The sequence below is a fragment of the Streptomyces sp. NPDC001568 genome, assembly GCF_042893755.1.
In the GTDB taxonomy this organism is placed as follows: Bacteria; Actinomycetota; Actinomycetes; order Streptomycetales; family Streptomycetaceae; genus Streptomyces.
Window position 1 is genome coordinate 443,829 of sequence record NZ_JBIAVF010000002.1, and the last position, 12,690, is coordinate 456,518.

General features: G+C 71.7%; 13 protein-coding genes. 5 read left to right on the plus strand and 8 right to left on the minus strand.

Annotation, left to right across the window (positions count from 1 at the left end; genetic code table 11):
- Positions 1-74: 74 nt before the first annotated feature.
- Together ACFY0I_RS05110 and ACFY0I_RS05115 are read right to left on the minus strand one after the other, a co-directional pair.
- A complete protein-coding gene (locus tag ACFY0I_RS05110; RefSeq protein WP_388890307.1) occupies positions 75-341 on the minus strand; it encodes a hypothetical protein in 267 nt (88 codons plus the stop codon).
- Complete coding sequence (locus ACFY0I_RS05115) at positions 341-1,105, minus strand: hypothetical protein (RefSeq protein WP_388890310.1); 765 nt, start codon at positions 1,103-1,105, stop codon at positions 341-343. Before ACFY0I_RS05115 ends, ACFY0I_RS05110 begins: the two co-directional genes overlap by 1 nt.
- A gap of 348 nt (positions 1,106-1,453) precedes the next feature.
- Between ACFY0I_RS05115 and ACFY0I_RS05120 the strand changes: the two genes are divergently transcribed.
- Positions 1,454-2,065: a hypothetical protein gene (locus tag ACFY0I_RS05120; protein ID WP_388890313.1), complete on the plus strand. Its 612-nt coding sequence runs from the start codon at positions 1,454-1,456 to the stop codon at positions 2,063-2,065.
- Between the two features lie 274 nt (positions 2,066-2,339).
- On the opposite strand, the gene ACFY0I_RS05125 is transcribed toward ACFY0I_RS05120, so the two are convergent.
- The gene (locus tag ACFY0I_RS05125) at positions 2,340-2,798 is read right to left on the minus strand and encodes a MarR family winged helix-turn-helix transcriptional regulator (protein ID WP_388890685.1); all 459 of its coding nucleotides are present in this window, start codon (positions 2,796-2,798) and stop codon (positions 2,340-2,342) included.
- A 233-nt stretch (positions 2,799-3,031) separates the two neighbouring features.
- On the opposite strand from ACFY0I_RS05125, the gene ACFY0I_RS05130 reads away from it, so the two are divergent.
- A complete protein-coding gene (locus ACFY0I_RS05130; protein ID WP_388890315.1) occupies positions 3,032-4,162 on the plus strand; it encodes an NADH:flavin oxidoreductase in 1,131 nt (376 codons plus the stop codon).
- Positions 4,163-4,276: 114 nt separating this feature from the next.
- Here the strand turns inward: ACFY0I_RS05130 and ACFY0I_RS05135 are convergent, their stop codons facing one another.
- From ACFY0I_RS05135 to ACFY0I_RS05145, 3 genes are read right to left on the minus strand one after another with little or no spacing between them, the layout of a single operon-like run.
- Complete coding sequence (locus ACFY0I_RS05135) at positions 4,277-5,398, minus strand: acyl-CoA dehydrogenase family protein (protein ID WP_388890318.1); 1,122 nt, start codon at positions 5,396-5,398, stop codon at positions 4,277-4,279.
- Positions 5,395-6,585, minus strand: a complete 1,191-nt coding sequence (locus tag ACFY0I_RS05140) for an acyl-CoA dehydrogenase family protein (protein WP_388890321.1) — start codon at positions 6,583-6,585, stop codon at positions 5,395-5,397. The genes ACFY0I_RS05135 and ACFY0I_RS05140 overlap by 4 nt, the downstream gene beginning before the upstream one ends.
- A complete protein-coding gene (locus tag ACFY0I_RS05145; RefSeq protein ID WP_388890323.1) occupies positions 6,582-7,565 on the minus strand; it encodes an NADPH:quinone oxidoreductase family protein in 984 nt (327 codons plus the stop codon). The genes ACFY0I_RS05140 and ACFY0I_RS05145 overlap by 4 nt, the downstream gene beginning before the upstream one ends.
- Positions 7,566-7,971: 406 nt before the next feature.
- On the opposite strand from ACFY0I_RS05145, the gene ACFY0I_RS05150 reads away from it, so the two are divergent.
- The 3 genes from ACFY0I_RS05150 to ACFY0I_RS05160 all read left to right on the plus strand — a co-directional run bounded on the left by ACFY0I_RS05150 (position 7,972) and on the right by ACFY0I_RS05160 (position 11,025).
- Positions 7,972-9,132 (plus strand): hypothetical protein, encoded by a 1,161-nt coding sequence (locus ACFY0I_RS05150; RefSeq protein ID WP_388890326.1) that lies wholly within the window; start codon positions 7,972-7,974, stop codon positions 9,130-9,132.
- Between the two features lie 108 nt (positions 9,133-9,240).
- A complete protein-coding gene (locus ACFY0I_RS05155; RefSeq protein WP_388890328.1) occupies positions 9,241-10,137 on the plus strand; it encodes an SDR family oxidoreductase in 897 nt (298 codons plus the stop codon).
- 90 nt (positions 10,138-10,227) lie between these two features.
- Positions 10,228-11,025, plus strand: a complete 798-nt coding sequence (locus ACFY0I_RS05160; RefSeq protein ID WP_388890331.1) for a hypothetical protein — start codon at positions 10,228-10,230, stop codon at positions 11,023-11,025.
- Here ACFY0I_RS05160 and ACFY0I_RS05165 read toward each other — a convergent pair.
- Positions 11,012-11,845 carry an enoyl-CoA hydratase/isomerase family protein gene (locus ACFY0I_RS05165; protein ID WP_388890334.1) on the minus strand — a complete coding sequence of 278 codons (834 nt, stop codon included), beginning with the start codon at positions 11,843-11,845 and terminating at the stop codon, positions 11,012-11,014. The two genes, ACFY0I_RS05160 and ACFY0I_RS05165, sit on opposite strands and share 14 nt — an antisense overlap.
- Before the next feature lie 70 nt (positions 11,846-11,915).
- A complete protein-coding gene (locus ACFY0I_RS05170) occupies positions 11,916-12,680 on the minus strand; it encodes a PIG-L deacetylase family protein (RefSeq protein WP_388890337.1) in 765 nt (254 codons plus the stop codon).
- Positions 12,681-12,690 lie beyond the last annotated feature (10 nt).

The window sequence follows — 12,690 nt, forward strand, 5'->3', positions numbered from 1 at the left end:
GACGTCGTGCAAGAACGGGAGGTGTGTCCAACGAGCAGGGCGTGGGGACGCCGCCTCGATCAACGCTGCGCCGATCAATCCGCTTCAATAATGTCCCCGACGGCGCAAGCAAATCCCTTCACCAGCGCATGTGGCCGTCGACCGATTTTCTCCGCGGCACTCATGCTGCCATCCCGAGGAAAAATAACAGCCTCGGCGGCCTCGATTCCCTCGCGAATGATTCTCACGTGATCCCCTGCCTTGAAATCTCCGTCGAGGGGATCGACGTAGACCGCGCTGTCCCCCTTGGCGAAGACAAAAACATCAGTAATCTCTGCCCGGTTCACCCGCTGCCCCTTCATCAGTAGTATCCGCGTTCCTTCAGAGTGGAGACCTCTGCCTCCAACTCACCGATTTCCTCGTCGGTAAGGGCGTACTTTTCCGGATTCGCAAGCAATCCTTCCCTCGCCTCCACCTCACACTCGAAAACATCGCCCCTACCGTCCATCTGCTGCTGCGAATGGATCATCTCCTCGCCGATTGTCCGGGTATCGAACTTGTGGGAATCTCTAACCAAGATCGTATCACCCAGAGTAACCGCATAATAGGCTTCCGGGTCGGCACCATCCCCCTCTTCCCTGCTGGCGACCCATTCGAAGTAGGAATCTGCTTCTTCGCCGGAGATGATGGCGATATCCTTCTCCTCCGCCTCCGAGTAGAGCCCCTCAATCGCAATCTGCTTTTCGGGGCTGAGATTGCTGGGCAGCTCCTGACCTCCGAAGACGTCCTTGCGGAACATGCCCTGAGATTCGACGGGCTCCTCCGGAGATTCGACGGGATCGTCCACATCGGCCGAAGCATCCTGCACGACCGAAAGCTCCTCGGGCTCCTCTGGCTCCTCGGATAGATCGCGATGGGGTTCGGCCGGGCCGTCCACCTCTCCGGGTACGTCGGGTTCGCCGGCGTCCTGTTCTTCGTACTGGAACTCAGCCGAGCCCTCCAGCGCCTCTATAGGCTCCGGCGGCTCGATGAAGTCGTTTCCTTCAGCAGGTTCCCAAGTGTCGGGTGCAGCAGAAACGGCCGGTGTCGGTGCGTCCGCGCCCTCGCGCAGGTACAGCTCGCTCAACTTGGCGTCCATCCCCCGTGGTCGTCGTCAGCCGCATCAGTACGCCACGCACTCGGCCGAGCACTCGAAAGGTCGGGGCAGCGATGGAATGTTCACCCCCGCGCCCGCACCGCGCCGAGATGCGCCGTCGACCTGTCGGAACATCATACGGACGGCGTGCAGGACGAGTTCAAGCCCGGCCGCCATCGCGGCGGGGCGTGCGACAAAGCCGAGGGAACGAGGACATCACCGTACGTACGCCGTCCTGAGGCCGAGCAGCCTCCTGCCCCGCTGCCCGCATGCCCGTTGTCCGACGGATCTGTCGGGAGGATGCCCACCGACCAAGAGCACGCTCGGTAGATTCCCACCATGAGCGACGATGAGGACTACCTCGACAAGAGTCCGGCTGCCGGACGCATGGGGAAGGCGGCGGAGTACCTGGTCGCGGCCTCGTGCATCCTCGCCACGGGCGGTGAGCTGAACGTCTCCACCTCGCTCGTCGACGACGAGGGGGTGGACCTCGTCTTCCACCGGCGTGGAAGCTCCCAGACCCTGGCGGTGCAGGTGAAGGCGCGCATGTCCACCGGAACCCAGGTTCAGCAGGGCAGGTTGATGGCCTTCGTCCGGTCGCAGACGTTCCAACCACGGACCGACCTGGACATGCTGTTCGTCGCCGTGGACGTCGAGTTGGGGGCGATCATGATGGCCTGGCTCATACCGAGCGCGGCGTTCGGCGAGATGGTGACCGAGCCCAACAGCAAAGGTCGCTTCCGGTTCTCGGCGTCGATGAAACCGAACTCCATGGATCGCTGGAGCCAGTTCCGGCTGACGGCTGCGGAACTCCCCCAGCGGGTCCTCGCCCGGCTGACCGAGCTGGAGAAGGCGGGAGTCGAGTGGACAGGGCCACACCCTCCGGCGAACGGGACGTTCACATCGGTGGCAACACCCTGCGGCGGCTGTTCACCGGGAACCACGACCTGATCCCCCTCGGCCGCGGTGGCGGACTCCCACCGCGGCCGAACGGCCGACCACGAGCCTCACCCAGACAGACCCCCCTCCCCTGTTCGCGGTTGTCCCACGGGTCCCGTGCCTCGAGGTGCGACGCGAGGCGCGGCCGACGCCGTCCGGTGCGTGGGCGTGAAGGTCTGTTACAAATAACTTCGGTCGGCCGCACCCGCCTGCGGCAGGCTCACGGCACGGGTGGGTTTCGGGCCGCCGTGGAGTTCCACGGGGAGCGGGCGCGCCATCAAGTCCGTCAGGGTTGACCCGACGCGATGGCGGCGCCTTCCTCCACCCCTTCCTCCGCGCGCGGCCAGTACCGGCCTTCGAGGGCCTCGGCGCTGCGGTTGAGGCGGATCAGGACGTCCTCCAGCTCCCGCACCTCCTCCGGGGACCAGCCGGCGACGACCCGGGCCAGGCAGGAGCGGTTGACCTCGCGGTCCTCGGCCAGGCGAAGCCCGCCCTCGGCGGTGATGCGCAGCTTGCGGGCCATGCCACCGTCCGGGTCCGCGACGCGTTCGGCCAGTCCGCAGCGCAGCAGGGCGGCCGTCTGGCGGTTCACCGTGGAGGTGTCGAGTCCGAACGCCTCCGCCAACTGCCCGATGGACATCGGGCCTTGGGTGTCGATCCGGCAGAGCAGCAGGTACGCCGACCGCTCCAGGCGTTCGGGGTCGCGCTCGCGTCGGGCCAGCACCTGGTGCCGCGAGAGCAGCATCAGCTCCCGTTCGAGTTTCTCCAGCACTGCGCCTCCCACACCTCCCCGCTCCTTCCGGCGCTCCCATTATCGCGGACCCGCATCCCGCCGGACCCTTGCGGGGGCGGGCCGCGGACGGCCCCGCACGGGCGGGCCCGGGACCGGGCTGCAATATGCATGATACATATCGTGTGTACTATGCACTCCTCCTCGTTGTCACCCGACGAGCCGCAGCCTCAACCCGGAGGGCCCGCATGACCGTCACCACGTCCACCGCCTCCCGCGCCGCCGAGATCCTTTCCCGGCCCGTCACGCTGAACGGACTGACCGTCCCCAACCGCATCGCGATGGCTCCGATGACGCGCATGTTCTCCCCGGGCGGTGTGCCCGGCGAGGACGTGCGCGCGTACTACGCCGGACGGGCCGCCGCGGGAGTGGGCCTGATCGTCACCGAGGGCACCTACGTCGGTCACGATTCCGCCGGGCAGAGCGACCGGGTTCCGCGGTTCCACGGCGAGGACCAGCTGGCGGGGTGGGCGAAGGTCGCATCGGCCGTGCACGAGGCGGGCGGCACGATCGTGCCCCAGCTGTGGCACATAGGCATGGTGCGCAAGCAGGGCGAGGCGCCCTACGCCGACGCGCCCGCCGTCGGCCCCTCCGGCATCCGCGTCGACGGCACCGAGGGGACCGGCAACGCGATGACCCTCTCCGACCTCGACGACGTCATCGGTGCGTTCGCCGACGCCGCCGAGGAGGCCGCACGGATCGGCTTCGACGGTGTCGAACTGCACGGCGCGCACGGTTACCTGCTCGACCAGTTCCTGTGGGAGCGGACCAACCGCCGCACCGACGCGTACGGCGGCGACGCGGTGGCCCGTACCAAGTTCGCCGCGGAGATCGTCGCGGCGGTGCGCGAGCGCGTCCCGGCCGACTTCCCGGTGATCTTCCGCTACTCGCAGTGGAAGCAGGAGGCTTACGACGCCCGGCTCGCGCAGACCCCGGAGGAGCTGGAGGCGATCTTGGCCCCACTGGCGGCGGCCGGCGTCGACGTGTTCCACGCGTCCACCCGGCGCTACTGGATCCCCGAGTTCGAGGGCTCGGACCTGAACCTCGCGGGCTGGACCAAGAAACTCACCGGTCGGCCGACCATCACCGTCGGCTCGGTCGGCCTCGACGGCGACTTCCTCCGGGCCTTCGCCGGCGAGGGCGCGGCGCTCGGCGACATCGACAACCTGCTGGACCGCATGGAACGCGACGAGTTCGACATGGTCGCCGTCGGCCGGGCCCTGCTCCAGGACCCCCAGTGGGCGGCGAAGGTCCTCGGCAACCGCTTCGACGAGCTGAAGCCGTACGACGCGGCGGCACTCAAGTCGCTCAGCCGGTAGGCAGTAGCCGGCGGATCGGGGCCGGCGCCCGTCCTGAGCGCCGGTCCACGCACGTTCGTGCACCACCGGGGAGGCGCCATCCCCGCGCGGGGGACGCGCCTCCCGCCGCGGGGCCTACGGAGCCGGGAGTTCCGCGAAGTCCGCGACGAGGCCACGGTGGTGGCCGGCCGTGCCCAGGGTCAGCGAATCGGCCTTGGCCCGCTTGAGGTAGAGGTGGGCCGGGTGCTCCCAGGTCATGCCGATGCCGCCGTGGAGCTGGACGCACTCCTCGGCCGCCCGGACCGCGACCCCCGAGCAGTAGGCCTGCGCCACGGCGACCGTGAGCGGTGCGTCCGGGGCTCCGGTGGCGAGGGCGTCGGCGGCGGCCCGGGCCGCCGCGCGGGCGGAGGCCACATCGAGCCACAGGCGGGCGAGGCGGTGCTTGAGGGCCTGGAAGGAGCCGACGGGCCGGTTGAACTGGTGGCGGCCCCGCACGTATCCGACGGTCTCCGTCAGGCACCACTCGGCGAGGCCGAGCTGTTCGGACGCGAGCAGTCCGGCCCCGCTGAGCAACGCCCCGGCGATGGCCGCGCGGGCGGTGGCGGGGTCCGCGAGGCGGGTGCCGGGCGAGCCGTCGAGGGTGACGGTGGCCAGGGGCCGGGTCAGGTCCAGCGGGACCGGCGCCGTGAGGCCGGCGGAGGCAGCGGGGACGGCGTGGAGCCCGGTGTCGGCGATGACCAGCAGGACGTCGGCGGCCCCCGCGTCCGCGACGGAGGTGACCGTGCCGTGCAGAACCCCTCCCCCGGAGTCCCGCGCGGGGTCCGGCTGCGGGGCTCCCGGGGCGAGGGTCAGCGGCAGGGCCGGTACGCAGATCTGCCGTCCGGAGGCGAGTTCCCCGAGCAGCGCGGCCACTTCGGGGGTCGAGGTGTCGCAGCCGAGCAGGATCTCCGTGGCGAGGACGGAGCTCGTGAGGTACGGGAGGGGGGCGACGCGGCGCCCGAGTTCCTCCAGGACCACCGCGGCCTCCCGGTGGCTCGCTCCCTGGCCGCCCAGCTTCTCGGGGACGAGGAGTCCGGCGGCCCCGATCCCGGTGGCGAGGGTGCGCCACAGCTGCGGGTCGTGGGGCCGGCCGGTCTCGGCGCGCGCGAGGACGGTCGCCGCGTCGCAGCGGTCGGCGAGCAGGGCCCGTACGGCGGAGCGGAGTTCCTCCTCGGTCTCGGAGTACAGCAGGTCGAAGGGGGCGCGCTCGGCCGTCATCGGGAGAGGTCCTTCCAGGCGAGGTCCTTGTCGTCGCGCGGCTCGGCGGGCAGGCCGAGGACGCGCTCGGCGACGATGTTGAGGAGGATTTCGCTGGTGCCGCCCTCGATGCTGTTGCCCTTGGCGCGGAGGTAGCGGTATCCGGCGTCGCGGCCGGTGAAGTCGACGGTTTCGGGGCGGCGCATCGTCCAGTCCTCGTACAGCAGGCCCTCCTCGCCGAGGAGTTCCACCTCCAGGCCGCTGATCTCCTGGTTGAGGCGGGCGAAGGTGAGCTTCATGCCGCTGCCCTCGGGGCCGGGTTGTCCGGCGGAGAGCTGCTGGCGCAGGCGCTCGCCGGTGAGTCGGGCGACTTCGGCCTCGACCCACAGGTCGAGGAGCCGCTGGTGCAGGGCGTGGGTGCGCAGGGCGGGGCGTTCGCGCCAGGCGGCGGCGACGGGGGCGATCATGCCGCCTTCGCGGGGGATGCGCATGCCGCCGATGGAGACGCGTTCGTTCATCAGGGTGGTGCGGGCGACCGCCCAGCCGTCGCCGACGGCGCCGAGGCGGTGGGCGTCGGGGATGCGGACGCCGGTGAGGAAGACCTCGTTGAACTCGGCTTCTCCGGTGATCTGTCGCAGCGGCCGGACCTCGACGCCGGGGGCGTGCATGTCGCACAGGAAGTAGGTGATGCCGCGGTGCTTGGGCAGGGTGGGGTCGGTGCGGGCGATCAGGATGGCCCAGCGGGCGGTGTGGGCGCTGGAGGTCCACACCTTCTGCCCGTCGACGACCCACTCGCCGCGTTCCTCGTCGAGGACGGCGCGGGTGCCGAGCGCGGCGAGGTCGGATCCGGCGCCGGGCTCGCTGAAGAGCTGGCACCAGACTTCCTCGCCGGTCCACAGGGGACGCAGGAAGCGGGCCTTCTGCTCGTCGGTGCCGTAGGCGAGGATCGTGGGCGCGGCCATGCCGAGGCCGATGCCGATGCGTCGCGGGTCGTTGTCGGGCGCCCCGGCGGCTTCCAGCACGCCGTCCACGGCGCCTTGGAGGGAGCGGGGGGCTCCGAGGCCGCCCAGGCCCTCGGGGTAGTGCACCCAGGCGAGGCCCGCGTCGAAGCGGGCGCGCAGGAAGTCGGTGGGCGCGGTGGTGGCCGGCGGGTGGGCGGCGAGCAGGTCGCGGGCGCGGGTGGCGAGGTCGGAGGCGGTGAGGGTCATCGGGTGCCTCCGCGGAGGGCCGGTACGACGACCAGCCGACCGGTCGTGGCGCCGTCGGCGAGGCGCTGTACGGCGTCGGCGGCGCCGCCGAGCGGGACGCGTTCGCTGATCAGGGGTTTGATCGCGCCTTCGGCGGCGAGGCGGGTGAGTTCGCCGTGGCAGGCGAGGACGGCCGCGGGGTCCTTCGTCGCGTACAGGCCCCAGTGCAGGCCGAGGACGGCGTAGTTCTTGACGAGGGCGTGGTTGAGGGCGGGGGTGGGGACGGTACCGCCGGCGAAGCCGACGATCACGATGCGGCCCTCGAAGGCGACGCACTTGGTGGAGGCGGTGTAGGCCTCGCCGCCGACGGGGTCGTAGACGACGTCGGCGCCGTGCCCGCCGGTGAACTCCTTGACCCGGGCGGCGATCCCGGCGGTGTCCTCCTGCGTGCGGTCGATGACGAGGTCGCAGCCGAGTTCCTCGGCGATGTGCGCCTTGGCCTTGCCGCCGACGACTCCGATGACGGTGGCCCCGGCGGCCTTGCCGAGTTGGACGGCGGCGCTGCCGACCCCGCCGGCGGCGGCGTGCACGAGGAGCGTCTCTCCGCCGCGCAGGCGGGCGCGGCGGTGCAGGCCGAACCAGCCTGTCTGGTAGCCGATGTGCAGCGCCGCCGCCTCGGCGTCGTCGAGGGTGTCGGGGGCCGGGAGCAGGCCCCGGGCGGGGGCGGTGACGTACTCGGCGAAACCGCCGTGGGGCAGGCTCGGGTTGGCGATGACGCGGCGGCCGTCATCGGTTTCGCCGCAGATCTCCACGCCGGGGGTGAACGGCAGCGGCGGCCGGATCTGGTACTGCCCGCGCACCAGCAGTGCGTCGGGGAAGTTGATGTTGGCGGCGAGTACCTTGAGCCTCACCTCACCCTCCCCGGGTACGGGTTCGGGAACCTCTTCGAGGCGCATGGCCTCGCGGGGCTCTCCGTGGGTGTGTACGCGCCATGCCTGCATCCGGGGCCTCCAGCCGCCGTCGAGGAACCATACTCGGCGGCATACTAAGCGGTCGCTTGCGCTCTTGGGAACCGGCCCGTCCGGGGCGAAATCCGGACGACCCGCGAGCGAGGGGCATCCTTTCGGCCACCGCCGCACGTCTCAACGGGCAGCATGTGACCCGTACGCGTCATGACCTGGCGGGGTGGGGTCACCCGACCCGGGGGAACCGAGGTGAAGCGCATGACGGCAGCGGCGGGGGCCCCGGTCGCTCCGGCGGGACTGGACGCGCGCCTCCCAACAGGCAACCATTCCGCGGGGTTGACGGTCTGATCATCGCAACCACTCGACACCGTGCGGCGGATGGCGACCGCGCCCGGGCCGGATCGGACCGGGCGCGCGCCGCCGCCCATGCCATCAGGGGGACTTGACCTTGCAGAACATCACCAGGGGACGCGCCGCGCACGTGGCGGGAGCCGCCGTCGTCCTCGCCGGGCTCATGACCGCGGCGGGTCCCGCCGCCGCCGCCGGGACCTCGTGCACGCCGGGCATCGAACTGCTGCCCACCGTCGCGGGAGCCGCCGGAGGTGTCGTGGAGGGCTTCGGCTCGAGTGGCCTCGTCGTCGGCGCCAGTGGCAGTGGTCCGGCCTACTGGACCGGCCCCGAGCACACGCCGCACGCCGTCCCGCTGCCCACGGGCTTCGAGTTCGGCACCGTCAAGGCCGTCAGTGCCAAGGGCCTGATGGTGGGGACCGCCACCCGCAACTCGGACCAGGCCGTCGTCGCCTTCGTGCACCAGCAGGGCTCGGCGACCTCCCAGGCCCTGACCGCGCCGCACGTCGGGGGCGTGGGGGTCGACATCAACGAGTCGGGCCGGGTCGTCTTCGTGGACGGCGACGTCGCGAAGGAATGGGTGAACGGCAAGATCGTGCGCGAACTGCCGGTGCCCGCCGACGCGATCGCCGGAAGCAGGATCACCTCGCTGAACGGGATCAACAAGCGCGGCGACATCGTCGGAACCGTCAGCGGCTCCTACTTCGACCACGAGAACGACATCATGGTCACCAAGACCTTCCCGGTGGTCTGGCCCGCCGGGGGCGGCTACCCGCCCTACAGCCTCCAGGTGTGGAACGGATACCACGCCTCGTTCGCCACCATCGGCCAGGACATCGACGACCGCGGCCGGGTGGTCGGCCTGGAGCGGTACCACTACCGCAACGACCCGCGGCGGACGCCGGCCGTCTGGAAGAAGCCGTACGACACCCTGCCGACCGACCCGGGACGGCTCGCCGCGTACAGCAACGACCTGGAGTTCAACGGCAGCAGCCCGACCACCAACGTGGCCGTCGGCACCGCCACGATCTTCGAGGAGAGCTACCAAAGCCACTTCCAGGCCGTCCACTGGACGGGCAAGGGTGCCCCGCTCGCACTGCCGCACCCCGCGGGCTCCACCCACAACACCCTCAGCCGGGCCTTCGCCGCCACCGACGACGACCGGGTGGGCGGCACGGTCCTCGACCGGGAGACGCGCGAGAGCGTCGCGGTCATCTGGACGTGCGCGAGCAAGCAGGCGCACTCCAAGGGCTGAGCCCCGGCCGTGACGGGACGGGACGGGTGGGACCCGGCGAGGTCCCGGAGCCGGTCCGCCCCGTCACGGGCATGGTGATCCGAGCGTCCGCACGCTATCGATGGGCGCATGGACAACCGACCGCGCGGGCTGCCCGCGCCTCCCCCGCCCGGAACCGCCGCTCTGCCCCCCGGTACCTACGCGGGGCAGGTCGTCCTCGTGACGGGCGGCGGGTCGGGGCTGGGCAAGGCCATCGCCGCCGAGTTCGCCCGGCTCGGCGGCGATCTGGTCATCGCGGGCCGTCGCACCGCACAGTTGGAGGCGGCCTGCGGGGAACTCGCCGCGGTGCCGGGGGCGGGCCGGGTGACGGCCGCCGTCTGCGACATCCGCGATCCCGAGCGGGTCGCGGACGTCTTCGACGCGGCCGAGGCGGCGCTCGGCCTCCCCGACGTGCTGATCAACAACGCCGCCGCCAACTTCCCCTGCCCGGCGGAGGACCTGTCCCCCAACGCCTGGCGGGCCGTCGTCGACACCACGCTGACCGGTACCTGGTTCATGACGCGCGAGTTCGGCCGCCGCCACCTCTCGGCGGGCACCGCGGGGTCGATCGTCAACATCGGCGCCTCGTACGCCTGGACGGGCGGTCCCGGATTCGCCCACAGCGCCGCGGCGAAGGCCGGGGTGAAGAACCTGGTGGAGACCCTCGCCGTCGAGTGGGGACCGTACGGCATCCAGATCAACGGACTCGTCCCCGGCCTGTTCCCGCACGAGGACATGTCCGAGGACATCCGCGGCGGCCTGGAGCGGGCCGCTCCCGGCGCCAAGGACGCCCGGCAGCCCGCCCTGCGCGTGGGCGCACCCCGCGAACTGGGCTGGGCGGCCACCTTCCTGGCCTCTCCGTACGCCCGTTTCGTCACCGGCCACACCCTCGTGGTCGACGGCGCCAACTGGCAGCGCCGGAGCCTGGTGAGCCCGGAGGTCGTGCCGCTGCGCGAGCAGTTGGGCCGTCCGCCCTTCGGCCACTGACCGGATCGCGCCCCGGGGGAAGTGCGGGGCCGGCGTGCGTGGGACCGGCGCCGGTCCGCCGGTGTCGGTGGCCACCCGCAGACTGGTGGCATGACCTTCGCGAACCTGACCTTCGACCGGTGGCGGTCGCTCGACCTCGCCTCCGCCCGCCGCCTCGCCGGGGAGGCGGCCGCCGCCGTGGGCGGCACGGTGGCCCGCGTCGACACGGTCGAGCACCTTGGCGGCCCGCTGCACCGGGTACGGATCGAGCGGGGTGGCCGGGCGTTCGCCCTGATACCCGGCGGCCGCGTCCGTCTCGGCTTCGACCCGGAATCCTGGCGTCCGACATCCGCGCAACTGGCCGACTACGCCGAGTCCGTGAGCGCCGGGTTCGGTTTCGGACCCGACCTGTTGGCCCACCTCGCCCATGAGCTGAGCCCCGTACGGACGGTGGCGCTGGACACCGTCCTGATGGCGGTGGAGGACGAGGAGGTATCGGAGGTTCCGGACGACATACCGGTGGCGTTGGCGGCGGACGGGCTGCGGATGCCGAGCGCGGACGAGTGGGAGCACGCCTGCGGGGCCGGCGCGGGCACCCTGTTCCGCTGGGGCGACGAGTGCCCGCTCGACGAGCCCTCGTACGGGAACGGCACCCTGCGGCACGAGCCGAACGCGTTCGGCCTGCACATCGCCTACGACATCTACGGCGGCGAATTGAGCTCCGACCGAGGGGCCTTCCACGGCGGTGACGGCGGGGCCGCCGCCTGCGGCGGGTACGGGAGCCTGTTGGAATGGTTGCCGCTGGCCACGGCCTGCCGGAACCCGGGGATGGCCGAGTTCTCGTACGGACCCGACGGCGAGGACCTGGGCGAGGAGTTCTCCACCCGGCCCGTCCTCACGCTCCCCTGAACTCCGGGGGGCGACGGGCGGCGCCCGCTCCGTAGCCCTCGCGGCAGTCGTCGGAGGTGAGGGTGAGGGCCGCGGTCATCGCGACGCGGTCGAGGGCCGCGGGCAGGGCGGCGTCCGCGTAGGAGTCGACGGCCCGCTTGATGCCCTGGACCGCGAGCGGGGCGTTGGCGGCGATCTCGGCCGCCAGCGCGCGTGAGGTGGCGTCCAGTTCGGCTCCGGGGACGACCAGTTGGACCAGGTTGAGGCGCTCCGCGGTGACGGCGTCGATCCGGCGGCCGGTGAGGGCCAGGTACTTGGCCCAGCCCGCGCCGGCCTCGCGGGCGATGCGCAGGTCCCCGCCGGCGTCCACGGCCACGCCCAGACGGGCTTCGGGGAGGGCGAAGACGGCGTCGGTGGCGGCCACCCGGATGTCCGCCATCAGGGCCAGCTCGAAGCCGAAGCCCAGGCAGTAGCCCTGGACGGCGGCGACGACCGGCTGCGGGAGCCGGGCGAGGACCGAGAAGCGTTCGTGGACCCAGCGGATGCCCTCGTAGTAGTTGCGGGTCCGCTCCGCGGCGGACCCTCCCGTGATGGCACCGCCCGGGGCGCTCACGTCGATGCCCGCGCAGAAGGCCCGCCCCTCGGCCCGGAGCAGGACGGCGCGCACCGACGGGTCGAAGCGGATCCGGTCCGCGAGGAGGCCCAACTGGCGGGTGGACTCCCAGCTCCAGCCGTTCAGCTTGTCGGGGCGGCACAGGGTGAGGACCGCGACCGACTCCTCGACGTCCAGTCGGATGCGTTCCGCACCCTCGCCGATCTCCGTGCTGATGGTGTCGATCACGGTGCCCGCCCCCCGTCCCGTAGAAGCCCCGCCCCAGGATCTGACGCTTCGTCAGACTAGGGCGGGGGGATCAACGGGGGAAGACCTCGAACGGGACCGCGGGCCGGCCGCCGAAGCGGGCCGCCGCCTGCTGGACGTTGCCCGTCAGGAACGAACGGACGTACTCCTCGGGATCCTGGTCCGTCAGCACCTCGATGTACGCCTTGTGTTCCAAGAGGGACTTGATGGCGCGCTCCAGACCGGGGCCGGCGTCGCAGGCGTGCGTCGGCGTGACGGATCCGGAGACGGCGACCCAGCGGACCCCGTTCCACGGCTCCAAGCCCTGCTCGGAGATCAGCTCCGGGAAGATCCAACGGTTGCCGGCGTCGGCGGCGGCGTCCAGGGTGGCCCGGCCGACGGCGCGGTGGTCGGGCGTGTTCCAGAAGCCGCCGCCCTCGGCGCCGCCCCAGGTGTCCCGGTGGTTGAGGGTGATCACCAGCTCGGGGCGGTGGCGCCGGATGGCGGCGGCGATGTCCCGACGCAGGTCCAGGCCGTACTCCACGACCCCGTCCTGGTGGTCGAGGAACTCCACCGTGGAAACCCCGACGGCGGCCGCGCTCGCGCGCTGCTCGGCCTCGCGCAGCGGGGCGCACTCGGCCGGGGCGATCGTGTCGATGCCCGCCTCGCCGCGCGTGGCCAGCACGTAGACGACCTCGCGGCCGCCGTCCGTCCAGTCCGCGATCGCCGCCGAGCAGCCGTACTCCAGGTCATCGGGGTGCGCGACCACCGCGAGGGCGCGCCGCCAGTCGGTGGGCATGGGCTGCAAGGGGGACTGCTGATCGGCTCGTTCGCTCATGCCCGCACCA